This window comes from Vibrio sp. 1457, assembly GCF_033340195.1.
Lineage (GTDB): Bacteria > Pseudomonadota > Gammaproteobacteria > Enterobacterales > Vibrionaceae > Vibrio > Vibrio alginolyticus.
In genome coordinates this window covers 18,840-45,839 of sequence record NZ_JAWOWA010000010.1, presented here as the reverse complement: position 1 = coordinate 45,839, position 27,000 = coordinate 18,840, and the positions used below count along the sequence as shown (strand labels likewise).

The 27,000-nt window shown below is 45.5% G+C and carries 21 protein-coding genes and 1 pseudogene; 15 read left to right on the top strand and 7 right to left on the bottom strand.

Annotated features, from left to right (window positions below):
• Nucleotides 1–8 precede the first annotated feature (8 nt).
• Complete coding sequence (locus R7Z41_RS12430) at nucleotides 9–458, top strand: YkgB family protein (RefSeq protein WP_005376100.1); 450 nt, start codon at nucleotides 9–11, stop codon at nucleotides 456–458.
• A 198-nt stretch (nucleotides 459–656) separates the two neighbouring features.
• Here R7Z41_RS12430 and R7Z41_RS12425 read toward each other — a convergent pair.
• Both R7Z41_RS12425 and R7Z41_RS12420 read right to left on the bottom strand, forming a co-directional pair.
• A pseudogene (locus R7Z41_RS12425) lies at nucleotides 657–1,134 on the bottom strand (DM13 domain-containing protein).
• Nucleotides 1,135–1,329: 195 nt separating this feature from the next.
• A complete protein-coding gene (locus R7Z41_RS12420) occupies nucleotides 1,330–3,654 on the bottom strand; it encodes an FdhF/YdeP family oxidoreductase (protein WP_225478081.1) in 2,325 nt (774 codons plus the stop codon).
• Nucleotides 3,655–4,320: 666 nt separating this feature from the next.
• On the opposite strand from R7Z41_RS12420, the gene R7Z41_RS12415 reads away from it, so the two are divergent.
• The 10 genes from R7Z41_RS12415 to R7Z41_RS12370 all read left to right on the top strand — a co-directional run bounded on the left by R7Z41_RS12415 (nucleotide 4,321) and on the right by R7Z41_RS12370 (nucleotide 17,753).
• Entirely contained in the window at nucleotides 4,321–5,205 is an 885-nt protein-coding gene (locus R7Z41_RS12415; RefSeq protein WP_005460961.1) for a LysR family transcriptional regulator, read from the top strand.
• A 53-nt stretch (nucleotides 5,206–5,258) separates the two neighbouring features.
• Nucleotides 5,259–6,089 carry a formate dehydrogenase accessory sulfurtransferase FdhD gene (gene fdhD / locus R7Z41_RS12410; RefSeq protein ID WP_017447522.1) on the top strand — a complete coding sequence of 277 codons (831 nt, stop codon included), beginning with the start codon at nucleotides 5,259–5,261 and terminating at the stop codon, nucleotides 6,087–6,089.
• A 405-nt stretch (nucleotides 6,090–6,494) separates the two neighbouring features.
• Nucleotides 6,495–7,889, top strand: a complete 1,395-nt coding sequence (gene uhpT, locus R7Z41_RS12405; protein ID WP_021707729.1) for a hexose-6-phosphate:phosphate antiporter — start codon at nucleotides 6,495–6,497, stop codon at nucleotides 7,887–7,889.
• A 138-nt stretch (nucleotides 7,890–8,027) separates the two neighbouring features.
• A complete protein-coding gene (uhpA, locus tag R7Z41_RS12400; protein ID WP_225478082.1) occupies nucleotides 8,028–8,636 on the top strand; it encodes a transcriptional regulator UhpA in 609 nt (202 codons plus the stop codon).
• Nucleotides 8,636–10,138, top strand: coding sequence for a signal transduction histidine-protein kinase/phosphatase UhpB (uhpB, locus tag R7Z41_RS12395; RefSeq protein WP_225478083.1), 1,503 nt, complete (start codon nucleotides 8,636–8,638; stop codon nucleotides 10,136–10,138). The genes uhpA and uhpB overlap by 1 nt, the downstream gene beginning before the upstream one ends.
• Nucleotides 10,139–10,144: 6 nt before the next feature.
• The gene (locus R7Z41_RS12390; RefSeq protein ID WP_206949015.1) at nucleotides 10,145–11,485 is read left to right on the top strand and encodes an MFS transporter; all 1,341 of its coding nucleotides are present in this window, start codon (nucleotides 10,145–10,147) and stop codon (nucleotides 11,483–11,485) included.
• Between the two features lie 124 nt (nucleotides 11,486–11,609).
• Nucleotides 11,610–12,827 carry a mannose-6-phosphate isomerase, class I gene (gene manA / locus R7Z41_RS12385; protein ID WP_176311570.1) on the top strand — a complete coding sequence of 406 codons (1,218 nt, stop codon included), beginning with the start codon at nucleotides 11,610–11,612 and terminating at the stop codon, nucleotides 12,825–12,827.
• 352 nt (nucleotides 12,828–13,179) lie between these two features.
• On the top strand, nucleotides 13,180–14,442 hold the full coding sequence (locus R7Z41_RS12380) for a hydroxymethylglutaryl-CoA reductase (RefSeq protein ID WP_149192249.1): 1,263 nt from the start codon (nucleotides 13,180–13,182) through the stop codon (nucleotides 14,440–14,442).
• A 407-nt stretch (nucleotides 14,443–14,849) separates the two neighbouring features.
• The gene (locus R7Z41_RS12375; RefSeq protein ID WP_206949016.1) at nucleotides 14,850–16,418 is read left to right on the top strand and encodes a DUF1800 family protein; all 1,569 of its coding nucleotides are present in this window, start codon (nucleotides 14,850–14,852) and stop codon (nucleotides 16,416–16,418) included.
• 9 nt (nucleotides 16,419–16,427) lie between these two features.
• A complete protein-coding gene (locus tag R7Z41_RS12370; protein ID WP_206949017.1) occupies nucleotides 16,428–17,753 on the top strand; it encodes a DUF1501 domain-containing protein in 1,326 nt (441 codons plus the stop codon).
• Nucleotides 17,754–17,838: 85 nt separating this feature from the next.
• On the opposite strand, the gene R7Z41_RS12365 is transcribed toward R7Z41_RS12370, so the two are convergent.
• Nucleotides 17,839–18,933, bottom strand: a complete 1,095-nt coding sequence (locus tag R7Z41_RS12365) for a ketoacyl-ACP synthase III (RefSeq protein ID WP_206969315.1) — start codon at nucleotides 18,931–18,933, stop codon at nucleotides 17,839–17,841.
• A gap of 162 nt (nucleotides 18,934–19,095) precedes the next feature.
• Here R7Z41_RS12365 and trxC point away from each other — a divergent pair, with 162 nt between their 5' ends.
• Nucleotides 19,096–19,530: a thioredoxin TrxC gene (gene trxC / locus R7Z41_RS12360; protein WP_065275331.1), complete on the top strand. Its 435-nt coding sequence runs from the start codon at nucleotides 19,096–19,098 to the stop codon at nucleotides 19,528–19,530.
• A 176-nt stretch (nucleotides 19,531–19,706) separates the two neighbouring features.
• Nucleotides 19,707–20,867: an MFS transporter gene (locus R7Z41_RS12355; RefSeq protein WP_033907039.1), complete on the top strand. Its 1,161-nt coding sequence runs from the start codon at nucleotides 19,707–19,709 to the stop codon at nucleotides 20,865–20,867.
• 49 nt (nucleotides 20,868–20,916) lie between these two features.
• On the opposite strand, the gene R7Z41_RS12350 is transcribed toward R7Z41_RS12355, so the two are convergent.
• Nucleotides 20,917–21,306: a nitrous oxide-stimulated promoter family protein gene (locus R7Z41_RS12350; protein ID WP_054575964.1), complete on the bottom strand. Its 390-nt coding sequence runs from the start codon at nucleotides 21,304–21,306 to the stop codon at nucleotides 20,917–20,919.
• 14 nt (nucleotides 21,307–21,320) lie between these two features.
• Nucleotides 21,321–21,830, bottom strand: a complete 510-nt coding sequence (locus R7Z41_RS12345; protein ID WP_054579612.1) for a GNAT family N-acetyltransferase — start codon at nucleotides 21,828–21,830, stop codon at nucleotides 21,321–21,323.
• A gap of 136 nt (nucleotides 21,831–21,966) precedes the next feature.
• On the opposite strand from R7Z41_RS12345, the gene R7Z41_RS12340 reads away from it, so the two are divergent.
• Nucleotides 21,967–22,158, top strand: coding sequence for a DUF2986 domain-containing protein (locus R7Z41_RS12340; RefSeq protein ID WP_005376066.1), 192 nt, complete (start codon nucleotides 21,967–21,969; stop codon nucleotides 22,156–22,158).
• 49 nt (nucleotides 22,159–22,207) lie between these two features.
• Here the strand turns inward: R7Z41_RS12340 and R7Z41_RS12335 are convergent, their stop codons facing one another.
• Together R7Z41_RS12335 and R7Z41_RS12330 are read right to left on the bottom strand one after the other, a co-directional pair.
• A complete protein-coding gene (locus R7Z41_RS12335; RefSeq protein ID WP_005376064.1) occupies nucleotides 22,208–24,379 on the bottom strand; it encodes a TonB-dependent receptor in 2,172 nt (723 codons plus the stop codon).
• An 89-nt stretch (nucleotides 24,380–24,468) separates the two neighbouring features.
• Complete coding sequence (locus tag R7Z41_RS12330) at nucleotides 24,469–25,206, bottom strand: siderophore ferric iron reductase (protein ID WP_053303660.1); 738 nt, start codon at nucleotides 25,204–25,206, stop codon at nucleotides 24,469–24,471.
• A 419-nt stretch (nucleotides 25,207–25,625) separates the two neighbouring features.
• On the opposite strand from R7Z41_RS12330, the gene R7Z41_RS12325 reads away from it, so the two are divergent.
• The gene (locus tag R7Z41_RS12325) at nucleotides 25,626–26,957 is read left to right on the top strand and encodes an anaerobic C4-dicarboxylate transporter (RefSeq protein ID WP_213972772.1); all 1,332 of its coding nucleotides are present in this window, start codon (nucleotides 25,626–25,628) and stop codon (nucleotides 26,955–26,957) included.
• Nucleotides 26,958–27,000: the final 43 nt, after the last annotated feature.

Sequence of the window (27,000 nt, the reverse complement as noted above, 5' to 3'; positions counted from 1 at the left end):
AGTTAATTATGCAAAACGTAAAAAGCCATCATCAATGTGACTCAATTGGATATCTTATCGGAGTTTTCGGCGTTTCTTTAGTTCTAATATGGATTGGTATTTATAAATTCACACCTACAGAGGCCAAGCTTATACAACCGCTCGTTGAAAATCATTTTCTGATGAGTTGGTTGTATGATGTGATGTCAGTTCAAGCCGTATCAAACATCATTGGCGCAACAGAAATCATTGTCGCTATTGGATTAATCGTTGGCCTTAAAAACACACGAGTCGCTTATTTTTCTGGCATAGCCGCCGCAATTATTTTTCTTGCGACACTCAGCTTTCTAATTACGACACCGAATACATGGAAAGTGTCTGATGGGGTTTTGGTGACAAACTTCTTTTTAGTAAAAGATATTCTATTTTTAGCCATTGCGATTAGCGTCATCGAACGAAACAAGCCAAACAGAGAATAACTCTAAATAGTTCGAAATCTTGTTTTTCCAGAACGTAGCCTGAAAGGTGCAAACGACTTACAGGTCGAATGGTTCTGTCAATAACTCTAAACAAAGGCTCTTAAATTTAGAGTGTTTAAGAGTCTTTGCCTCTTAATTATGCGAAACAACATCCTAGCGTAAAGTGAAAAGAAAAGCCTTTCACTCTACTGCTAAGGTTTATTGATACTTTGCCGAAGTAATGAACTCACCGAATGTCTCGCACCATACAACAACCGTATTGTATTCAGAAATTGAAGTGCTTTGAGGAACCTCAACAACGAAGTTATCGAACGTTTTGACATCACCAATTAAGCTCATCTCAGATTTAAGGTCATTAAACTCTTGTTCCGTTTCGACAAACTTAGGAGATAGATAGAGTTTATAGTCTGGTCCGGGAGCGAGTTTTCCTACCAACGTAATGACTTCAGAACTCAAATGAATTTCTCCCTCTCCCCCAATGAAAAGCATCGCTACCTTTGAGTTCCCTCTTAAACACTGCGCTGTATTCTGCACCTTGCTTGCTCTTAGCAACTTGTTCATCGGTCGGCGCAGGTGGTGCAATAAGGATCGGTAAAGTATAGATACCTATCGCAATGCCAATAGAAACTGCCACTAAGTGACTGATTGTTAATTTAATTATATTTTTCAAGGTCATAAGCATCTTCTTATTAGTTTTACTACTTGAAATTAGATTCAAATCGGCCTTATCTGTCTATTATCGAGCAGCATAATGTCATTAACATTATACACAAGCTATGCGCACTAAATGCAGACTGAGCACAATTAAAAACGGCTGATAATTAATATCAGCCGTTTGCTTATCGGAAATGTCGTTGTGCCGGTTTGCTCACTATTCCGCTTCCACCAAAGCGATCTTATCGGATGTCGATTTTTCCAATTTTATCGCAATAAACTTAGAGGTTGGCGTAAACGTTCTATCCCCATAACTTTCCAAAGGAACTAATGGGTTTGTTTCTGGATAGTAAGCCGCCGCCTGACCTGCTGGTACATCATAGGCAACAAGCGTAAATCCGCTCACACGGCGCTCAACGCCATCTTCCCACAGTGACACCATGTCCACTTTGTCGCCCGGTTCAAAACCGAGTTTACGAATATCCGCTTCATTGATAAACAGCACTTCGCGCATACCAAATACTCCACGATAACGGTCATTCAAGCCGTAAAGTGTCGTATTGTATTGGTCGTGTGAGCGCATGGTTTGCAAGATCAAATCTGGCTTTTGGCCTTTTTCGAGTATCGCTTCGCTGATCAACTGTTTCGGCAACTCGCTAGAGCTGAACTGTGCTTTGCCGCTTGGTGTATTCCATCGACGCTCGGCAGCTGGGTTTACCAAGTGGAATCCACCCGGGTGTTTAAGCTTATGGTTAAAGTCGGTAAAGCCCGGAATCGTGTCGGCAATCAAATCGCGAATACGGTCGTAATCTTCAATCGCCCACAACCAATCAATTGGTTTTGCCCCGAGTGTCGCATTGGCAATACCGGCAATAATCGCTGGTTCTGAACGCAAATGCTCCGAACGCGGTTTTAGCTGACCAAATGAGATATGTACCATGCTGAAGGTATCTTCAACCGTCACGCCTTGTGGGCCAGTCGCTTGCTGATCAATCTCAGTACGGCCTAAGCATGGAAGAATAAGCGCATCTTTACCTGTGACAAGGTGAGAACGATTTAACTTCGTCGAAATGTGTACGGTTAAATTACAGTTTCGCATCGCGTTGTGCGTACGTTCTGTATCTGGCGTTGCTTGTGCAAAGTTACCGCCCAAACCGATAAATACTTTCGCTTGCCCTTCTTCCATCGCTTTAATGGCTTGCACAGTGTTGTGGCCTTCACCACGCGGGACGTCAAAGTTAAATCGACTTTCAATGCGATCCAACAACAGACCTGAAGGTTTTTCATCAATGCCCATCGTACGGTCGCCCTGAACGTTACTATGACCACGCACTGGTGAAAGACCCGCGCCCGGCTTACCAACGTTACCTCGTAACAATTGCACGTTTGCGACTTCTTTAATGGTTGGTACAGAGTGACGATGCTGAGTCAACCCCATCGCCCAACACATGATCACACGTTCTGCACGTCGATACATGCTCGCTACCATCTCGATTTCACTTAAATCAAGACCCGATTGTTCCGCGATGTGTTCCCAAGAGGTTGCGTCCACTTCAGCCAAATACTCATCAATACCTATCGTGTGTTGCTTGATGAACTCACGGTCAAATACCGCTTTGCCACCGTTTTGCAATGCCTCGCGTTCCCATTGCAACAAGAATTTCGCGATGCCACGAAACACTGCCATGTCTCCACCTAAAGCAGGACGCAGGTACGCCGTGTTGGTAGGCTCTGAGCCGTTACTCAACATCTCAATCGGCATTTGTGGGTTTTGGAAACGCTCTAATCCGCGCTCTTTCAGCGGGTTTAGACAGATAACCTGTGCACCACGTTTTACCGCTTCGCGCAGAGGTTCAAGCATTCGTGGGTGATTCGTGCCCGGGTTTTGACCAATCACAAAAATCGCGTCGGCTTCTTCAAAATCATCAAAGATCACTGTGCCTTTACCAACGCCAATGGTGTCTTTCATCCCTATTGCACTGGCTTCGTGACACATGTTGGAACAATCTGGGAAGTTGTTGGTACCGAATGCGCGCACAAATAGCTGATACAAAAACGCCGCTTCGTTGCTTGCACGACCAGAGGTATAAAACTCAGCTTGGTGTGGCGAATCCAATTGATTGAGATGTTTCGCGACAAGTGCAAAAGCCTCATCCCAAGAGACTGGCACGTAGTGATCGGATTCAGCATCGTATCGCATTGGGTGCGTGATACGGCCTTGGTATTCCAACCAGTAATCGGTTTGAGTTGAGAGAGAAGAAGCGCTGTGATTGGCAAAAAACTCAGGATCAACCAGACGATTGGTCGCCTCCCAGTTTACCGCTTTCGCGCCATTCTCACAGAAATTGACTTTACCACTATCTGGCGACTCACCCCATGCACATCCCGGGCAGTCGAAACCGCCATTTTGGTTGGTTTTGAGCATAGTGCGAATGTTTTTAACTGCATTTTCACTGCCCCACCAACTTCTGGTTACGGCTTTCAGTGCACCCCAACCACCAGCTGGACCTTTGTATGCTTTTATTTGTTCTTTTTGGCTCACGACTTTACTCCTCGCAGATATACCAGCAAGCAGGGTGCCCGTGAAAACAAGCGCGTTATTTATTGAGATAATGCGGAAGTATTGAAGGGCTTAGTTTCTAATCCATGTATTTTTTAATCCAAATAAGTAACCACTCAACATGCTCTCGCTTGTCCGAGCGTTTACTTATCTAGATTCTTGATATCGGATACCCGCCTACTGTTTCTATGACTGGTAGATTCAATTCGCATTGTTGCGTCTTGATCTAAATCAAAGATTAAGTCGATATTCAATATGCGTCCAATTGATAATCCTGACCGAGTGATAAACAAAATCTATGACGAATTTTTCCACTGACGGTTATCACATTTTTAATCAATACAATTTATGAGGTTAATCGTTTTCCCATTCGATTCCACCTAGTTCGATTAACGAACTCAATAAAATCGGCACTCTTGATAATAGATAATATCTATCACACTATAGATACTTTAAATTTGACCCTAATTAATATCAGGAATAGCCTTGATTCAGATCAATTTTGAGTGTGGTTTTATTCTTGACTTGGTTTTGGTTTTCCATTCCCTAGTTAAAACGCTCCAGCGCTTAAAAAGTACGGTAGTGCTGTGCCCTTTTTAGGGAGTTCCCCCGTACATGTGACTCACAACGCAAGGTTAACAAGCCATTATGGATATCAAACAACTTAAATATCTCATCGCACTTGAACAGACCAAACACTTTGGTCAAGCCGCCGCATTGTGCCACATTACGCAGCCTACCTTGTCCATGAGGATCCGAAGCTTAGAGGAAGAACTCGATCTCGAATTAATCCAAAGAAGTCAACGATTTGAAGGATTTACAGAAGCCGGAGAACGCATTTTGGCTTGGGCAAAAACCGTCTTAGCAGCTCATGATGGATTGCAAGCCGAAGCCGCCAACTGCCGTGGTCAATTGGTCGGCTCTCTTCGGCTTGGAATGGTGCCACTCGCCAGCCAAAACCCTATGCAATTGCTCAAACCATTAGCTCAACAGTTCCCTGAGTTACGCTTTCAAATACTCTCCATGACGACCGAACAGATCATAGACCAACTCAATCGAAATCAACTTGATTTGGGGATGTGTTATGTCGATCAAGTTAACACCGCTTACTTCGATGTTATCGAGCTCGACTCGACCAAACTTGGCGTTTTATTCGATGAGCGTCATTTTGATTTTGCCGAATCTGAAGTGTTATGGGAGTCACTCAATAACATTCCGCTAGGGCTGCTTTCGAAGGGCATGCACTATCGCCACTCCATTGATCTTAGCTTTGTGAGTAAAGGGCTGGTTCCGCAAACCGTCATTGAAAGTAACTCCACCTTTCACTTGATCCAAGCAGTAACCAGTGGCCTTTGTTGCGCCATTATGCCGCTGAATTGTGGATTGGAAGAGTTGAACGATACGCTTCGCATTATCCCTATCGAAGAAGCCGCCGTTCACGCCCCGCTAGGTTTGTTAAAGCGAAAACAAGAACCCTTCTCCGCGCTAACCGATCAGTGCTTCGCAGAAGCAAAAAACATATTCAATCGATAACAAGAATCCACACGTCAATTTTTGGCATACATAACGGCTTATGAGGTGATTTCATGAGATGTACTACTCAATCTTATTTTGAACTGTCCGATTTCAATCAAGCACCACCTCAACCAAGTGCGTTCAATTACCGAGAATTGATTGATGGCCGCCCAGTGCAACAAATGTCGCTGGCGAGTGAATCCGCCTTAGCTATCAGCTATAACGGCATTAGCCAAGCGGTCATGATGGTGACGCCAGGCCATCTGGAAGACTTCGTGAAAGGATTTAGCCTAAGCACAGGCATCGTCCACGATTTCAAAGAGATTAAAGACATTGAAATTGGTGGCGATCACGAATCTCACTATGCGGAAGTGGAAATCAGCAACCGCGCTTTCTGGGCGTTAAAAACACAGCGCCGAAATCTTGCCGGCACAACCGGATGCGGCATTTGTGGTGTAGAGGCTCTGGAACAAGCTTTGCCTGATTTGGCACCGCTAACACCGTCTCTTCCTCCGCGCTCCGATGTATTTGAAGGGCTGCGAGACAAAGTCGCACTGCATCAAGAAGCCGCACGTGAATCTGGCGCGTTACACGCCGCTTTATTTGCAGATTTACAAGGCAACATCAAGTTGTGCCGAGAGGACATCGGCCGTCACAACGCGCTAGATAAGTTGATTGGCGCATTGGCCAACAATCACATCGAGCCTCAAAGTGGCTTCGCTATCATGACAAGCCGTTGCAGCTTAGAGTTGATCCACAAAGCCGTTCGCGCGCGTATCCCCACTCTGGTTTGCTTATCTGCACCTACAGCGTTAACTGTCGAATGGGCAAGAAGAAACCATTTGAACCTAATTCACTTACCAAAACACGGCTCGCCACGTCTATACAGCCCTGCGCCTTAACACGTCAACCTAGCCAAATTCCTAATATTTCTAACAGAGACCTCCGGGTTTCTGTTGTTTGCTTCTCGTTCCCAATTGATACTTAGCGACAAGCCACTATTCTCTCCAACCAAACGTGCTCACCCCTTGTCAGCACTAAGCTTGCGTATATTAACCTGCTTGCATTTGAACGCTTTCCAATCCGATAGAACCCTGTCAAAGACCCATAGATTAGTAAGGATTTTGTGTGACTCTTTTCACGCTTTTCCGCCTTACTAGGCATTTCTAGGAATTTTTCCTAGCCGATCTAGGCAACCATCTCATGTGCCTCACAAAACCACTCTCTAGAATTCCGCTCAGTCAAAGGTAACAAGAGCGCATAACGGTCTCCGTTGTGTTTCTAAAACAATTACAAGAGAGTTCATCATGTTAAAATTCCTCGAACAGGTGCGGAAGCCGACCCTCGATCTTCCCGTCGAAGTTAGAAGAAAGATGTGGTTTAAACCGTTCATCCAATCTTACTTGGTCGTATTCATCGGCTACCTAACCATGTACTTGATTCGTAAGAACTTCAATGTCGCGCAAAACGACATGATCTCAACTTACGGTTTGAGCATGACAGACCTAGGTCTTATTGGCCTTGGCTTCTCCATCACATACGGCATCGGTAAAACCGTTGTGTCTTACTACGCTGACGGTAAGAACACCAAGCAATTCCTCCCTTTTATGCTGATCCTTTCTGGTCTTGCAATGCTTGGTTTCAGCTTCAGCATGGGCGGCGGTAGTGCAAGCCTGTTCTTGATGGTGGCTTTCTACGCTCTAAGTGGTTTCTTCCAAAGTACTGGTGGCCCTTCTAGTTACTCAACCATTACAAAATGGACACCTCGTAACAAACGCGGCTCTTACCTCGGCTTGTGGAACATGTCACACAACGTTGGTGGTGCGGGCGCAGCCGGTGTTGCTCTTTTCGGTGCCAACTACCTATTCGACGGGCACGTAATCGGCATGTTCGTGTTCCCTTCTATCATCGCGATCATCGTCGGCTTTATCGGTATGCGCTTTGGTAGCGACTCTCCAGAAGCTTACGGTCTAGGTAAAGTAGAAGAACTTTTCGATGAAGCAGTGAGTGAAGAAGACACCGCCGCTGAAGAAAACCAGATGACCAAAAAAGAAATCTTTGTTGAATACGTTCTTAAAAACAAAGTTATCTGGCTACTTTGCTTTGCCAACATCTTCCTTTACATCGTGCGTATCGGTATCGACCAATGGTCAACGGTATACGCATACCAAGAGCTTGGTCTTTCAAAAGAAACGGCAATCTCTGGCTTTACTCTGTTCGAAGTCGGTGCGCTTGTGGGTACTTTGATGTGGGGTTACTTATCTGACCTAGCAAACGGTCGCCGCGCATTGGTAGCTTGTGTGTCTCTTGGCTTGATCATCGTATCGCTTGAGTTCTACCAACACGCCACTAGCGAGTTCATGTACTTAGCCTCTCTATTTGTATTGGGCTTCTTGGTGTTTGGTCCGCAACTTCTTATCGGTGTTGCCGCGGTTGGTTTTGTCCCTAAAAAAGCAATCAGTGTGGCTGACGGCGTAAAAGGTACATTCGCTTACCTAATCGGTGACAGCTTCGCGAAACTTGGTCTCGGTATGATTGCAGACGGTACACCTATCTTCGGCTTAACAGGTTGGAAAGGTACCTTCGCAGCCCTAGATACCTCCGCCATGATTTGTATTGTTTTGCTTGCTTTCGTCGCTATCGCGGAAGAGAAGAAGATTCGACACGCGAAGAAGCTTCAACTTGCACAAAACCAAGCCTAACTTCTCTGCGCGCTTTACTTCGGTAAAGCGCGCAAGATCATTAAAAAGCATGGCTCAATTCAGTATCATTAAAGATTTTTCTATTGGCTCCTGTTGGAGCTTATTGTTGTTAGTCGTCTGCTCTATTTGGTTGTAATAATGATTCATGTTGCTCTAGTTGATGATCACGTCATCGTGCGTTCAGGTTTCGCACAATTATTAAATTTAGAAAGTGATATTACCGTTGTTGGTGAATTCGGCTCTGTCGCCGAAGCGCGAAAAGGCTTGCCTGCGGTACACCCTCATGTCGTCATCCTAGATATCTCCATGCCAGATGAAAGCGGCTTAAACTTTCTCAGCGAAATACCAACTGGCATTGCCTGCGTGATGCTTAGCGTGCATGACTCCCCTGCGATGGTGGAAAAATCACTAAAGCTAGGTGCAAAAGGCTATCTTAGTAAACGCTGTAGCCCAGACGAACTTATTCAAGCCGTGAGAACCAGTGCTTCTGGCGGCTGTTACCTCACATCAGATATTGCACTTAAACTTGCAACGCCTAGAGACAACACCGCCTCTCTATGCCAACTGACAAAACGTGAAAACGAGGTATGTCAGCTACTTGCCACTGGGTTGGATGTAAAGTCTGTCGCGGCAGAGCTTGGCTTGAGCCACAAGACTGTGCATGTTCATCGTGCGAATGCCATCGACAAACTCGGCGTGAAAAACAACGTTGAGCTCGCCAAACTATTTTCTCAAGAGTCCTTTTAATGCGAGCTTATGCTGTTACCACCATTTGCGGACTTTTTGTTATGGCTTGCGCCTGGTTTTGCTTGTGGGTGATTGCCTATTACTTTGTCAATGATCCCGAGTTGGCGATCTTATTGTTTCCTTTCGCTTTACGATTAGGTGTCGCCCTTCACACTCGTGCCGCTTATTGGCCGACGATTTACCTTTCGGAGTGGGGACTTTCCATCGCACTTGCGATGTTACTGGGTCAACCGCAGTGGCTTACCGTGCTGATTGCGAGCATTGCCAGTATCCCGGTCACACTGATTGCGAAAAAATACTACTACGGTGACCAAAACCGCCACTTAGCCGTAATGGGCGTTGTGATCATCATTACCGCCTTCATCAACGTAATGGCGGTCGGCTTTCACGTGCCTTCTGTTTACATGGTGTGGTTAGCCAGTATTTCTGGTGGGCTGATGCTGGTTCCTATGTGCTACCTGTTGTGGAGCTATTTGTTCCAAAGTCGTTGGTCTCCGCTTAGCTCTCTCCTACTTAGTAATGCCGTTGTATTTCAGGTGCGTCATATCGTGCTTTATGCGCTGCTTTTGATCGGCAGTATTTTGGTGCAAACCAGTTTACCTGAAGAGCTAAAACGATTTGCGCCATTTTGTATGGCTATCCCAATTATCGTGTTGGCACTTCGTTACGGCTGGCAAGGAGCCCTGCTCGCCACCATGCTCAACAGCATTGCGCTGATTGCGGCTCGCAGCGGCGTATCAAATCTAGAAATCACCGATTTGTTATTATCTCTCTCGGCGCAAACCATCACCGGCATTATGCTCGGCTTAGGGGTTCAGAAACAAAAAGACCTCAATCACAAACTGCGCGGCGAACTTGCACGCAATCAGAATTTGTCTCGCCAGCTTATCAAAGCGGAAGAATCGGTAAGACGCGATATTGCGCGCGAGCTACATGACGAAATTGGACAGAACATCACGGCGATCCGCACACAAGCCAACATCATTAAGCGGGTAAATAACACAGAAACAAGCGTGGGTTGCGCCGACATGATCGAAGGGCTTTCCCTCAACGTGTACGACACCACTAAGCGACTGTTAAGCAAGCTAAGACCAAAAATGCTGGATGATTTGGACTTGAAAGAATCCGTCGAGCAACTGACGCGAGAGATGGAATTTGCCAATCACGGAACGACTGTTCAACTGAACTGGCAAGGCGATTACACCAACTTGAGTGACACGCTCAAAGTCACCCTATTCCGTTTATGCCAAGAGTCATTGAATAACGCCGCCAAATATGCAGAAGCGCAGTTGATCACTATTGAACTGACGATCGGAGAAGCGGCGGTGTCATTGATGATTCACGATGATGGTGTCGGCTTCAAAGTTCAGGACAGCATGAAAGGCATGGGCGTTCGCGGCATGCAAGAGCGTGTGCACGCGTTAGGTGGAAAAATGGTTATCTACTCCACCAGCGATCAAGTGATCGGCACACAAATCAGCATTACTTTACCTAAGGTGTAACTCAAGATGTTTGGATTTTTACGTTCACCTAAATTTACTCAACCGAGTCTGAGCAACGAGCAAATCGACCAGCGTTACCGCCATTGGCGTTTGCACATTATGTTGGGGATGTACATCGGCTACGCAGGTTTCTACTTTACTCGTAAGACCTTTAACTACGCCGCACCAGCGATGATTACCGATCTTGGCTTAGATAAGGGCGATTTGGGCCTTATCGGTACGCTTTTCTACATTACTTACGGCTGCTCGAAGTTTATTTCCGGTACGATTTCAGATCGCTCTAACCCTCGTTATTTCATGGGATTAGGATTGATTGCGACAGGTCTGGTCAATATCGCGTTCGGTTTTTCTAGCTCACTCGCGGCTTTCATTACTCTGTGGATCTTAAACGCGTGGTTCCAAGGCTGGGGCTGGCCTTCATGCTCCAAGCTGTTAACCACTTGGTATTCACGCTCCGAGCGTGGCTTCTTATGGGCGATTTGGAACACCGCACACAACGTTGGTGGCGCTCTGATCCCTATTTTGGTGGGCTATTTAACGTTGCACTACAGCTGGCGTGAAGGCTTTATTCTACCCGGCATCATCGGGGTATTACTCGGTCTATTCGTTTGTTGGCGATTGCGCGACAAACCCACAACAATGGGCTTACCAAGTGTCGGACAATGGCGCAACGACGCACTAGAACTTGCGCAAGAAAATTACGGACGTGGCCTCACCTACCGAGAAATTCTGAAATCGTACGTATTTAACAACAAATACATCTGGCTACTCGCGTTCAGTTACGTGTTGGTTTACATCGTCCGAACCGCAATCAATGACTGGGGAAACCTGTACTTGACCGAGCAGCATCACTATAGCCTGATTAATGCCAACGCTGCTCTGTCGATGTTTGAAATTGGCGGTTTTGTTGGTTCATTGGTTGCGGGTTGGGGCTCAGACAAACTCTTTGACGGTAACCGTGGACCAATGAACTTGCTGTTCGCGATTGGGATTTTCTTATCTGTCTCTGCGCTTTGGCTAATGCCTCTGACCAACTTTGCATTCCAAGCAGCGGGATTGTTCTCCATCGGCTTCTTTGTCTTTGGACCACAAATGCTGATCGGTATGGCGGCGGCGGAGTGCTCTCACAAAGACTCTGCCGGCGCGGCAACAGGATTCGTGGGCTTGTTCGCCTACATGGGCGCAGCATTGTCTGGTTATCCACTGGCGTTAATTCTTGAAGAATATCATTGGACGGGTTTCTTCATCACCATTTCAGTTTGTGCAGCCGTCATTGGCCTTTTGTTGCTGCCATTTTTGCAAGCGCAACCATCACGAAAACCACTCGAACCAAAACCTCGGTTGTAAATCGACTTATCGCCCTTCGGGCAAATTGGCGAGTGACCTAACCGCGCTCGCCCACCTTATTTAACGTATCTCTGCTCAATTTTTCTTCCGATTCAGTTCGGAGGGTTAACTATGGGAAAAATTCATGAATTTGAACACTATTTCATCGCATAGCTTCTTTCAAATGAACAACAAAATCCAAAACTACGCTTGGGGAAGCACCTCTTCTATTCACGATTTGTTTGGCTTTTCTAACGAAACGAATGAGCCTCAAGCAGAAGTATGGATGGGTACTCACCCAAACGGCTGCTCTGAAGTTCAGATTGAGCAGAACACGCTGCCTTTGTCTGAACTGATCAAACAAAACCAACCCGCTTACTTATCAGCAGAAACCGCAGCGAAATTTGGCGACCTGCCCTTTCTGTTTAAGATCTTAGCGGCCGAACATGCACTGTCGATTCAAGTTCACCCAAGCAAACAAGATGCCGAAATAGGCTTCGAAAAAGAACAAAGTGCCGGGATCCCACTAAACGCAAGCCATCGTAACTACAAGGATCCAAACCACAAACCAGAGTTGGTGTACGCGCTGACAAGTTACCAAGCCATGAACGGTTTTCGCTCGTATGCCGAGATTATTGAGGCATTTAGCCTTTGCGATATCGATGAGCTACGCGCGCCTCTTGACACATTCAAACGCGAAATCAACTCACAAGGTTTACGCGATTTCTTTGTGCACATTCTTACCATGGAAGGAGAAACAAAAGAGCGAGCACTGAAACAGCTTCTTGCCCACGCTTCACGTCAATCGGAACAAGGCACTGACAGCGACGTTTACCAGCTCATCTTGGATCTATCCACTCAATACCCTGGCGATGTCGGCTTGTTTTCGCCATTACTGTTGAATGTCATCACGCTGCAACCTGGCGAAGCGATGTTCCTGAGCGCAAGAACGCCACACGCTTACATTAAAGGTACGGGATTAGAGATCATGGCGAACTCAGATAACGTTTTGCGTGCAGGACTCACGCCGAAACATATGGATGTTGAAGAACTGGTTAAATGCACAGATTTTGTGCCTAAGCCGTTTAACAGCCTTGTTCTTAAACCCAATGCCAATGGTTGCCAAAGCCTTTATCCGGTCCCAGTGGCAGACTTTAGTTTCAGCATTCTTAACCAACCGAACAATGAAGTGGTTGATGCCAATAGCGCAGAGATTTTGATGGCGATTGATGCCGACCTGACACTCATCAGTGATAACGGTGAGACGTTAACCGCCGCGAAGGGACAATCTGTATTTGTTCCTGCTTACGTTGGCCATTACCGTATTCAAAGTGCGGGACGTGTGGCTCGCGCCTTCAACTAGTTTTTGAACAACCGATTCAAACTAACGTCTGACCCAAGGGACTGGGTTAGACAATTTATTCCTTTCATAGATTGAACCATTCCGCTTTTAAGGCGCTCATGCTTACACCTTGCCGAATCCAAACACCTACAGGCCAGTTTCTCTAAAAGCCATAACCTCCCGGATCTGCCATTTACTGCAACATTCATTGTCAAAACCCATTTATGTCCGGTAAATTCGTCGCTCCAATATCAAATCACTTGGATAATAAAGGCGCTTGCATAGTGGTATTTGTTGCAAAACGTATAATCAACGTTGTAATCAAAGCCTCAATCACTACAATCTCTGGTTCGATTTTTCAGTTAACGTTTGTATGCCGAAGTTAAACCAAGATAACCCTGTTCAAAGCTCCGCCCTTTCCGATATCGAAACCAGCAGTAAGATTCAATCGGCATTAGAACCGAAGTTTCACAAGCCAGAGAAACGTCTCTGCTTAAGCCCTGGCCTATCGGATAAGCATTTGGCGCGCCGTTGGCAAGTATTGGAACACGTGACCAATAAAGATCATCTCCTTGATCCTTTCACGCAGTCACATTGCGATGCTTACTCCAACAACATCGAGCACTTCATTGGTACTGTTAATGTGCCGGTCGGCATTGCAGGCCCTTTGCGCGTCAACGGCTTGTATGCGAACGATGACTTTTTGGTTCCGCTCGCAACGACAGAAGCCGCGTTAGTCGCTTCCTACAACCGTGGCGCAAATCTTATCACCGCCGCTGGTGGCGCGAGCGCATTGTTGCTGAGTGAAGGGGTGAGCCGAACGCCAGTGTTCGCCTTTAATAACCTTGCCGACGCTGGCCAGTTCGTCAGTTGGGTTGTGACCCAGTTTGACGCATTTCGTCAAATAGCGGAATCCACCACCTCACATGGCAAACTCAAAGACATCAATGTAAATATCGAAGGAAACCATGTTTATTTGGTCTTTGAATACGTGACTGGTGACGCTTCCGGACAAAACATGGTGACCATCGCAACAAACGAAGTGTTCCATCATATTTTGGCGACCAGCCCAATCAAACCAACTCAAGCATTCTTGGATGGCAACTTATCAGGCGACAAAAAACCAAACGCACACACACTGCGCTCGGTACGCGGTAAGAAAGTATCCGCCGAAGTGACCATTCCTGCTGAGTTGGTGGAAAAATATCTGCATACGACGCCGGAGTCTATGGTTCAATTTGGCAAAATGACCACAGTGGGCGGTTTACTCAGCGGGACAATTGGCGTCAACGCGCATTACGCAAACGCGCTTGCCGCGCTGTACATTGCTTGTGGTCAAGATGCCGCTTGCGTTGCAGAGTCTGCCATTGGAATCACTCGTATGGATGTGGACGCTCAAGGCAACTTGTACGCGTGCGTGACCTTGCCAAACATCATGGTGGGGACGGTTGGTGGTGGTACTGGCCTTCCAACACAAAAAGCATGTTTGGATATTTTGGGTTTGCACGGCAACGGCAAAGCGAAAGCGTTAGCCGAAGTCGCAGCTGCGCTTTGTCTGGCTGGCGAACTCTCGATTGTTGGCGCATTTTGTGCCGATCACTTTTCTCGTGCTCACCATAAGCTTGCCCGAAAATAACCTTTGTTGCTTTGTACAAGAGAACATCCGTGTGGTTTTCTCTTGTGCAAACCAATGGACTTTATTTATTGGCTCAATAATTTCTTGAAACTAACTTAAGCCTTAACAAACATACCAATCTCTTGTTAACAGTACTTTAGCTGTCCCCCTTCTATATCCATTGCGATATCTCTTCTTATTACTCTTCACTGGCCATATTTAATATCAGTATCTTAGAAAAAATAGCATCAAAAACTTCTAGCACTATAGTACCAAATTCACCGTTTGAGTTTTTTGTTCACCACTTATAGCTACTATACTCGCCTATGCAGCTGCTTGATTTTCATAAATTTACTAAACAGCTCAAAAGAGCTTAATAACTCCCGTTAAATGGACTTAAATCGTTACTTCGGGTAAGCGAGTTAACTATGAGACGTCAGAAGCTAAATAAAATCTCTGCTTGGGTACTAGGATTGGCTATCTTATTGCTGAGCCATGTGCCTAATGTATCAGCACAAATACAGCAATCCCCATCCGATCAAACCGTTGCGCGTTTTCTCTATCAAACCTCTTTTGGACCAACTCCTGCGTTAATTAATGAGGTTAGGGAAAACGGGTTAGAGGACTGGATACAGGAACAAATCAACCTGCCAGCAACCTACCATCAACCACTTTATCAAACGCCTTTTTCTAAAGGCCTACAGTCAAACCGCGAAAATGCTTGGTATCAGATTGTTGTTACTGCTGAAGATCAGCTCAGACAGCGAATGGCTTATGCATTGAGTCAGATCGTAGTCGTTTCTCGTTATGGCGGCGTTCTTTCCAGCAAACCTACAGGGTTAGTGAATTACTACGATCTGTTGGTTGAACATGCGTTTGGCAACTACCGAGACCTGTTGTATGACGTTTCCATCCATCCAGTCATGGGGAGCTATTTATCTATGCTCGGTAGTGCAAAAGAAAATAGTGCGACAGGAACGCTTCCCGATGAGAACTTTGCTCGAGAGTTAATGCAGCTATTCACTATCGGTTTGTATGAACTCAATTTAGATGGCAGTAAAAAACTAAACCACGCAACAGGCAAACCTATCCCCACGTACAATCAAACTGATATTCAAGAGCTCGCGCGAGCATTAACTGGATGGAAAAATTCCGACATCGCATTCGTGAAACCGATGCGAGTTATCAGTCAGCGACACGACACCGGCGAGAAGCGATTTCTAGGGAACGTGATCCCATCGGGTCTAACCGCACAAGAAGAGCTTTCAAAAGTGATTGATATGTTGATGTCTCACCCAAATGTTGCTCCATTTGTTTCAAAATTACTTATCCAACGTTTGGTCAGTTCAAATCCAAGCCCAGAGTACGTCGCGCGTGTTGCTACGATATTTAACAACAATGGGGAAGGAGAAAAAGGCGATCTAACCGCCGTTGTTCGAGCCATATTGCTCGATCCTGAAGCATTAGGGATGACGGATACACCGCCTATAAAAGTGAAAGAACCGATACTGGTCCTGACTAATTTTCATCGAGCATCAGGTTTTACGGTTAAAGGATCACGTTACGAAGACGCAACAACGATGATGAACATCGCTAATCAAGGGCCGCTTCGTTCTCCTTCCGTGTTTAATTTTTACTCTCCAGACTATCAGCCGTCTAACGAGTTTACGGAGTCTGGTATTAACTCTCCAGAGTATGAACTTCTCAATTGGTCTGTTTATACCGATTTGGTCAACTATATGTTAACCAGCACTCGTAGAGGAGGTGGTGATTCCTACCACTTCGATCTTAACGAGTTTTATCTTCTTCTGGACGATCACCGTGCCTTAGTCGAATTGGTTAACGAGCGTTTCTTTGCTGGAACGGCTTCTGCTGAATTGAAAGAGCTCATGCTCACCGCCCTGAATGATTATCGTGGGGACTATGTGCCAACAACAAAACTCGCTCTAGTGATATTTACCGCCATTTCTGGCGACGAATTCTATATTCAGGATTAGGAGTGAATTATGGATATTTCACGACGACATTTTATACAAAGCACGCTATCGATGGGCGCACTAGCCTCTCTTAGTCTGCCAGGTTACTCTCTCGCAGCGCCATCCAATGACTTTCGAGCATTAATATGTGTGTATTTAGCAGGCGGAAACGATGCATTCAACACCATACTGCCATTATCGGAGGCGCACTATCGTCAATATTCCAAAGTCAGAGGGCCACTCTCTGTCGCCAAAGAAGACATACTCCCTATCAATTTGAGTGCTGTCGATAGCTCAAATCACCCAGTGAAGCTCGGCTTACACCCAAAGTTAAATGCGTTAACTTCCGTTTTCGAACAAGGCGATGCCAGCATCGTGCTCAATAGTGGCATTCTCAACCATCCCGTCACCAAACAAGCTATTGAGCAAGGTGAAGCATCACTTCCCGAGCAACTGTTTTCTCATAATTCTCAAACAGACGCTTGGTTACTTGGTGGAATGAGCGAGTCTAAAAATCTTGGTTGGGCTGGCAGAATGTTGGATGTATTAAACTCTGAATCAGAAATAACACCGCTATACAGTGTGCATGGCAACTCGCTTTGGTTACGGGCAATGAAACACCGCCAAACCGTCCTGAAAAAAGATCGCGCAGTTCAGCTTACCGCGATTGATAACCCGCTATACAAGGGGATCTATGATCGCCTTCTCTCTCATCAAACTGACAATCCATTTAATGGTCATTTTAATTTGATGGTTGATGAGTCGATGGTAATGAGTAGTGTACTGAGCGAGCAACTCAACCACATTGCTGACGAGCCGTTGTTTACGTCATCGACGCTCGGCAAGCAGATGCAAACCGTGTACAAATTGATAGCAAGCCAAGATGTCCTGAAGCAGCAACGACAAGTCTTTTTCGTTAAACACTCTGGGTATGACCTGCACGATTCGCAATTGGCACGTCATCCAGTGTTACTTGAGGATCTCGCGACAAACCTTTTAGCAATGTATCGTGCGGTCGAACGGTTAGGGCTAAACAAGCAAGTCACCTCTTTCACTATGTCTGACTTCGGTCGACGGATGATGAGCAACGGAAATGGTACCGATCATGGCTGGGGTGGCCATCAACTATTAATTGGAGGCGCGGTAAATGGGAAACAACCTATCGGTACATGGCCGGAACTAATACTGGGCGGAAACGATGATTACTCTCAAGGCCGACTCATACCCAAAATTGCCGCTGATCAAGTTGGTTCAACACTAGCACAGTGGATGGGCGTGAGTGATAACGCTGCACTGGAATACGTGTTCCCGAACATCCGTAATTTTACTCATTCAAACCTGGGTTTTATGTCGTAAGATATTTTACAGGTAGCTGTAGAACACATCATCAAATAAGGGAGCCTCGCGCTCCCTTACTCATCTTATGTTTGCAAAGTGTCCGTTACACCTCGTCGCGACGGCGTTCGTTACACAGCTTAATGGCACGCTCAAGTAATTCTAACGCGGATTGCTCACATTCAGGCAGAACCGCACCACTTTCGCCAATTGGCGTTACGCGGTCACCCCATTTCAATACTGCCGCACCCCATGTCAAACCTGCACCAAATGCAGCAAGAAGCATATTATCACCTGGGTTAACTCGACCTTGCTCTACCGCTTCACACAATGCAATTGGCACCGTCGCAGCTGAAGTATTGCCATAGTTTTGAATGTTAACAAACGCTTTGTCGTGTGGAATTCCAGACAGGTCACACAAGGTTTGAATAATACGAATATTCGCTTGATGCGGAATCACAACATCGATTTGTTCCGTCGTTAACTGTGATGCTTTCAGTACGGTTTTCGCAGCTAGCCCCATGCCTTTTACTGCACGTTTGAAAATTTCTTGTCCTACAAAGTTGAAATCCCAGTAACCGTTGTCTTCCGCAAAGCGATCCATACAAGTACCAAACTTTGGTACGGACAGAATATCGCGGCCTTTTGCGTCACAACCGATTTGAGACTGTAGTAAACCCGTTTCTTTTTCCGTTCTTGATAACACAACGGCGCCCGCACCATCACCAAATAGAACCGCGGTATCTCGCATTGCCCAATCGATGTAGAAAGACAATCTTTCCGCACCAATAATGATCGCGTTACGATAGTTACCTGATTGAATCAAACGTGTGCCCGTTTCTAGGCCATAGACAAATCCCGTACATGCGGCATTTAAGTCAAAGGCAGCGGCTGCACGAATACCTAGGTTCTGCTGTACCTTAGACGCGATATTTGGAATCAATGAATCTGGTGAACAAGTCGCCACAATGATTAAATCCACGTCTGTGGCATCGACGCCTGCTCGAGCTAATGCATGTTTAGCAGCAACGGTCGCCATGTCTGACGTGTTTACATGACTAATGCGGCGGTTTTCGATACCAGTGCGGGTACGAATCCACTCATCGGAAGTATCGAGGAAAGTGCTAAGATCATCGTTAGAGAGCACGGCTGGCGGAACACATTTCCCCCAACCTGTAATTTCAGCGTAGTAATTTGTCATCGCAGACCTATTTATTGTTGTATTTTAATAAAATTTCTTAGAACCTTAGGCTCAAATACAAACCTGCGCTGCGTTATTTCGGCAGGTTAAAAAATAAGTATACAAATAATGAGGCTGACTGGTAAGTCATGTTTTCATCAATACGTAATAAAGGAAGAAGTCATGTCATCGTTTAAAACTCGCTGCCCTTCGTGCGGCGGTCTAAATCGTATCCCTAATGAGCGCGTTGCCGAATCTGCAACTTGCGGTAAATGTAAAAGTGCACTTTTAGACGGCTCGCCTATCGAAGGTACACAAGATAACTTTTCTGCTCTATTACAAAGTGATATGCCTGTTGTAGTAGATTTTTGGGCCCCATGGTGCAACCCGTGCGTTGGTTTTGCTCCTGTTTTCTCTGATGTTGCTCATGAGCAAGCCGGAACGGCTCGTTTTGTTAAGATTGATACCGAAGCTCAACAACAACTTGCGACGCAATTTGGTATTCGCAGTATTCCTACCATTATGGTTTTCAAGAATGGTCAACGCGTTGATATGATCAATGGTGCGTTACCTAAAACTCAATTCGATCAATGGTTAAATCAAGCACTTACTAAATAATCTTCCACGCCAACCTTGTTTGTAGGTTGGCGTTTTTATGCAACTTATCAACCTATCTAGTTAACAAATATTATTTATCGAAACGACTTAAATTTATCATTTTACTTGCCTAACTATTAGCCTCATATTCGCGCCGAATAACCCTTAGATTTCATTTAACTTATAGGCGCAAAACAGTGGAAAACACAGTCGTTCCTGCAGCATCACCACGAGTTACAGTTCCAGTCGTCGCACTGTCTCTTTATGCGGTGGCTTCGGGCTATTTAATGAGCTTGATCCCTCTCATGCTCGGTGAATACAACATCTCAGCAGATTACGCGAGTTGGTTGGCGAGTGTGTTTTATGGCGGCTTATTAACTGGCGCGATTTTTATTGAACGTATCGTACGTCAAGTTGGTCACCGTAACGCGTTTATTGGTTGCTTGGCCGTATTTTCGCTAACTATCGTCACACTACCCGTGTTTGCTAACGGATTGATGTGGCTTGCCGCTCGCTTTATTGCGGGTATCGCGGTTGCTGGTGTTTTTGTCATTGTTGAGTCTTGGCTAATGTCTGGAGACGAAGCATCGCGTGCGAAACGTTTGAGCTTGTACATGCTATCGCTTTATGGTGGTTCAGCATTAGGCCAGTTTGGTATTGGCGTGCTTGGCGTAAGTGGCGGCGTTCCGTTTATTGCGATCACGACGTTGATCTTAATGGCGATGCTGGTGCTAATGTTCATTGAGTGTGAGCAGCCAAACAGCCATGAATCAACCGCTTTATCATTTAAGCAAATTGCCAAACTAAACCATGCAGCAATTATTGGTTGTGTTGTTTCAGGTTTGACCTTAGGCGCGATCTACGGATTAATGCCAGTTGAGTTAACTAACCGTAAAATTAGCCATCAAGACATTGGTACATTGATGGCGCTAGTGATTCTAGGTGGCATGCTAGTTCAACCAATGGTGACCGCGCTAAACAAATACATGAGCCGCACAGTGCTAATGGCGTTTTTCTGTATTTTGGGTATTTTTTCGATCGGTATGACCTTTATTTCCTCGTCAGCCGTGGTATTGGCTGCTGCATTATTCTTTTTAGGTGCAGCTACTTTTGCCTTGTACCCGATAGCAATCAACTTAGGTTGCGAAGGACTTGATGAACGCTTTATTGTCTCTGCGACACAAGTCATGCTGTTTAGCTACAGCATCGGCTCTGTTGCTGGCCCAGTTGTCGCTGATAAATTCATGGGCCAAGAACACGGCTTACTAGGCTACTTGTTTGCCGCTTTGGTTGCGACTGGCGTATACATGCTACTTGCTGCGAGCAAAACCAAGCAGCGTATGGCCGCTGGCCTCTAATCACGCCGCTTCTACTCAACGAAAACGAGGGCATGTCGCCCTCGTTTTTTTATTCTTCGAATTTTTGTTTAGATAAACGCTTGTGACGGTTTGACGCGTTCGCTGCAGGCTTTTCCGGTACCATGCGCTTTTCATGAAGCAAATGACGAACCGCCAAGATGGGATGTTTCAGTAACATTCTGGGGCCAGAGTAACGCATGACCAAACGCATTTGTTCTTTCGGCTCTGGTTTGTAGCAGTGAATCGGACATTTGTTACACGTCGGTTTATTCTCTCCATAAGGACAGCGGTCGAGGCGCACTTCTGCGTATTCAAGCAGCTCACGACATTCTGAGCATAAGTCACGTTTTGTTCCATGATGGTCATGACAGTAAACCTCTACCATGGCTTTTACTGTCTTAAATTCAGTGGCGAGTTTGCCAAGTAAAATATCGCTCATGCGCTATCCAAAAATCACAACATCATTGTGTAAAGTTCTAACGTGCGGCCATTATCATATTGCTGCTCAACTCGTTCAAACTCAAAGCCCAGTTTTTTGAGCAAACTTATACTACGAATATTGTCATTATTGGTGATGGCAACCAAATTATCGAGTTTCATTTCCTCTCTAGCGTATTCCAGCACTGCGGTTGCAGACTCCGTTCCGTAGCCGAAGCCATAAGCGGAAGGTAAAAATCCATATCCGAGATCATAGTATTGTAATGTGTCACGTTTAACCAACCCACAAATCCCGATGGGTTGCCCATCTTCTTTCTTCTCTACAACGAGTAAACTCACGCCTTTAATTTGTTGCATGCGTAGCATGTTTTCTTTTATGTAACGCGCCGCTTCATATTCGGTACGAATTTGTTTGTCTCCGACAAAACGGTAGAAGTCTGGGTGGTTATAAAGTTCTAGTATAAATGGTGCATCATCTACACTCACAAGACGCAGTATCAAACGTTCGGTGTACAGTGTTTTCATTTGGGCTCCATTAAAACGCGATAGATGATTGGACATAGGAACGTACTTGAATTTTGCGACCGATACCGGCGCTTATTTAGTTGTAACTTGATAAAAAAGTAACTATCCTGCCTCGCTAAATTAAAGGACCACCACCATGAACCGCAAGAAGAAAATCAATCAGATCTTGAAAGCGAAGCAGAAGAAGCATAACGCTAAGCTACATAAGAGCAATAAGCCGCGTTATATCTCCAAAGCTGAACGCGCGAAAATGGAAGCTGAAGAACAAAACCAAGCTTCAGAACACACGGAAAACGTTGTAGACACAGCGCAGACAGATCAAGCCTAAAAGAAAAGCCGCTTTCAGCGGCTTTTTTGATATTCGGAGAGAGTTAGCTTTAGTATTCGACACTGTAGTTCAGTGTGAATGTGCGACCTCTTCCTTTGTAGTCGTACGCTGCTGCATCGTAGTGTGCTGCATAAAGAATCTGCGCACGTTGTCCCCAAGCGGTTGTGTAGTCTTCGTCAAATAGGTTTTGAATACCAAAACCTAACTGCCCGATAGGTAGTGTTACGTTACCAAGAAGATCAAACGTAGTGTATCCATCTAGTTTATTGTTTGCGTCATCTTCGTAATCAAACATCGTCTGGCTTTGTAAACGTACTGAATAGCCATCCTGATAGTAAGCCGCCCACGCGTTCGCTTTTGATGTACTTGCTTTACCCGCGCTTAGATCTTCCCACTTACCGTTGGTTTTAAGCTCAGAAACCACATAGTGACCTGATGCACCTAACAAAATATCACGGTTTACCCAGTAGTTAATGTTTGCTTCGGCACCGTATACACGTTGCTCGTCATCAACATTGGTGATTAGGAGCGTCTTCTTGTCATACTTGATTGAGTTATCCGAAACCGAGTAGTAACCCGCCGCTTGCAGTGCGACAGTATCCGTATCTAATCGGTAACCAATTTCATAGCTGTCCGTTTTGATGCCCGACATTTTTGAGTCAGATACATTAATGCTATTGTTCAACGCGTAGTGACCATTTGCATCCGCGGCATCGTAGCTACCTTGGCCGTAGTACTTTGCAGGATCAGCGAGTTCGAAACCTTGAGAGAAGTTCGCCCAAAGCTGAGATTCATCGTTAAGCTGATAAATGGTGCCCAAATTAAATAAGCTCACAGAGTAGTCAGTGCTGCCACCTGGTACCGCATCCGCTGATACACCATTACCCGATGCGATCTTCTTTTGTATACTATAGGCAACAAAATCATCAATCTTATTGTCCATGTATTGGTAGCGGTAGCCTGCTTGTACTGACCAATCTTGATTGATTTGGTAATCCCCCTGGACAAACATTGCGTAAGACGCCACATCAACATCTGGGTAACGCCCCACTTCGGCATAGGTTCGATTAATTAAGTTCCCAGAGCTGTTCGCAATGGTTGGATCGAACAGAGCCTGGTTACTTTCAAAACGGTCTAAGTACGCATCGACACCATAAACAAGTTTGAATGACTCCCAGCTTTTAGCTAACGCTAAGCGCCCAGCAAAAACTTCTGTTTTTTGTTGAGAGGCACTTTGGTAATAAGGAGTAAAGGTTTGGTCTTCACTACGGTAAGATAACTCGCCTATCAGTTGATGACCGAATACGCTGTCGTGAGCGTAGTTCGCACTTAAGAGAACTCGCTCTGTACCATGTTCACGGTCGGAATCGAACCCCTCTCGTACATCAACAAATTTATTGTTAACAATGTACAAACCGTATGGCGAATCTTGCTGGCTGTCATAGTATTGTGCGACAAGGTTTAACTTGCTGGCATCGGAGATTTGAATCTCGGTCGATCCCATAACATCGAGCGTTGAATTATACTGCAAGGAGCCCTGTGAAATGTCTGGGGTGACAATGTCGCCATTTGCGTCAAATGCACCTTGTGTCTCGGTGTACACAACCGAACCTCTAGCGGTAATTCGCTCATTACCACCCGAGATAGACTGAGCGAGTTTGTAATCAAAGTCATCGCTGCTATTAAAGCCTGTAGTGCCACTCACGTAGGATTCAAACGACAAGTCATCCGAGTACGCTTTCTTGGTGATAATGTTAATAACACCACCAGTAGCGCCTGCACCATAAATGGAGGTTGCACCAGATAGTACTTCAATTCGCTCGATGTTGAATGGGTCTATTGCGTCTAACTGACGACTAATCGGGCGAGAAGACTGTAACGAGACACCATCAATCATTACCAACATTGCTCTACCGCGAAGGTTCTGACCATAATTAGTTCGACCACCGGTGCCGACGTCTAAAGAAGGGATGGTTGCAGAAAGAATATCACCCAGTGTCTTGCCCGCACGATATTGCTGAGCAATCTCTTCTTGGCCAACAAACCAAACCGTTCCTGGAATATCGGAGATCGATTTCGGCATCACACTGCCTACAACAACCAATTGCTCATCGCTCGGAGTCGATGTTTGTTGAAGATCTTCTGCTGCTATTGAGCTAACTGCGTATCCACTGCTCATCGCAAGTACGATGAGATTGAAAGAAAACGTCCTTTTCATCATTGTATTTATCTTTTTGTTGTCAACAAGAGCATGCAATGATACTTATTCTCACTCTCAAATCGAGCACTGTTACACAAGTTAAATAAATGTTAATTAAGAACCTTCTTGCTCATAAGCTGTCGATTTTCCTCTAAACGAGGACAATCTGCACAAAGCTTTCTGCCTTCACACTTATAGACTAAACAACAACTTTTTCTTACTAACTTTAGCGGCTGATCAGATCCCGTCTCATGAAGTGAGCGGCTATTATCAACATCCAAACCCATTGCGCTTAGCCACAAGACCGCATGCTCCTGAAGTGTCGAGTTAGTCATTTGCGGAAAGCGCTGTTGGAGACGAATTAAACAAGCCATGATTCCGTCCGACATCAATTGATGGGTGAAGCCAGGACGAATGCGTGTCCATTGACTCATCTCTTGTTGATAGAAGTCGAACAGTTCTCGGATTTGACGCCCCGCCTCTTTTATCAACGCTTCTGGCTCGCCATGTATATGCGCTTCGTCGGCGAATCGGTACCCAGAAACAAAACAAGGTTTGAGGTGCTGCGCTATCTCGCGAATGTTTGGCAACGTGTGGTAACCGTAAATAGAGATGAATGCGACATAAACTGGCTGCCAACAAAGTAAATCCCACGTTCTTGTCAACCAATATGCTTTTCCCGCTTCCGGATGAGCCTCCGAGATTTGCTGGTAAAGGACTTGGATGATCGGGTTGATATCATTCTCTATATGGATAGCTTCTTGCCCTATCTCGCCGATATCACCGTGTAGGTAAGGTGTAATCTCACTCGAAGTTTGAAACAGTTGCGGGAAAAATTGCTCAGACATGGTGGCTTATTGTTGGTGTAGTCATTCTGACACCTTTATACCCAAGCCCCAATCGCAATGCAAACTATTATCCTTTGCGTTTTCATAACAAAGAAGCACTCTTAGGGTTAGTTATGACTGTATTTCCGAGTTCTGTGAAGCTGTAAGGTCTGGTTACGTATGCGATGAATAGCAACAAACTCTTAAACCTCTTCGCATTTAACGCTCACATGATCGCAAAAATACACAGCATAAAAACACCCTGATAAAACTGTGTTAACAGTTTCCCTGTGTAGCGTGAGTTATTGCCAATAATTGAATATTGCTGTTTCTTATCCAGCGGATTGTGAACAACATGAAGTATTTTCTTTCTGAATATCGAGACAATACAAAGAGGTAATTTGGCTATGTAGCCCTCTGTTTTGAATAAGGAAATCCACATGTTGTATCTTGAGTTTCTATTTTTGCTCGTGATGCTGTATATCGGCTCACGTTATGGTGGTATAGGCCTTGGGGTCGTATCCGGAATTGGCTTGGTGATTGAAGTATTCATCTTTAAGATGCCGCCAACCTCTCCTCCTGTCACCGTCATGTTGATCATTTTAGCGGTGGTAACATGTGCTTCCATTCTTGAAGCCGCTGGCGGTTTGAAATACATGCTGCAAGTTGCCGAGCGTGTGCTTCGTAAGAACCCAAAACGCGTCACCCTTATTGCTCCTTTTGTGACTTACTTTATGACTTTCTTGCTCGGTACAGGTCACGCGGTTTACTCCATTATGCCAATCATTGGCGACGTTGCATTGAAAAACGGCATTCGTCCAGAGCGTCCTATGGCTGCCGCTTCTGTCGCGTCTCAAATCGCAATCACGGCATCACCAATTTCAGCGGCCGTAGTTTACTACTTGGCGCAACTCTCTGATATTCAACACGAGATCACTCTGCTCTCAATTCTGCTCGTTACTGTACCTGCAACCTTATTCGGTACGTTGTTGATGTCACTTTACAGCCTAAAGCGTGGTAAAGAGCTAGACGACGATGAAGAATACCAAGAGCGTTTGAAAGATCCTGTGTGGCGCGAAAAGATCCTCAACACAACTGCTACGTCTCTTGATGAAGTACTACCAACAAGTGCTCGTAACTCTGTATTGCTGTTCATTGCTTCTATCTTGGTTATCGTCGTTATCGCGATGTGGCCAGACATTCGTACCATCGTAGATGGCTCGAAGCCAATCAGCATGGCAGTTGTGATTCAAATGATGATGCTCTGCTTCGGCGGTATCATTTTGCTTGCGACCAAAACTGACCCGCGTGACGTACCAAATGGCGTGGTGTTTAAGTCAGGTATGGTGGCGGCGATTGCTATCTTCGGTATTGCATGGATGTCAGATACCTACTTCCAGTACGCTATGCCTCAATTTAAATCCGGCATCGTAGAGATGGTAACCAACTACCCTTGGACATTCGCGATTGCGTTATTCATTGTGTCGGTTGTGGTGAACTCTCAAGCTGCAACGGCTCGCATGATGCTGCCTGTTGGTCTCGGCTTAGGTTTGGAACCTGCGCTGCTTATCGGCTTGATGCCAGCGGTATACGGCTACTTCTTTATTCCAAACTACCCTTCAGATATCGCGACTGTGAACTTCGATACCTCGGGCACAACTAAGATTGGTAAGTGGTACTTCAACCACTCATTCATGTCTGTGGGCTTAATCGGCGTGATTGGTGCGTGTTGCTTGGGTTACTTGCTAGGGCAAATGATCATTCCTTCGTAACTAGCCAAATCAAGGATAAATTAGAGGCGAGTCATTGTACGTT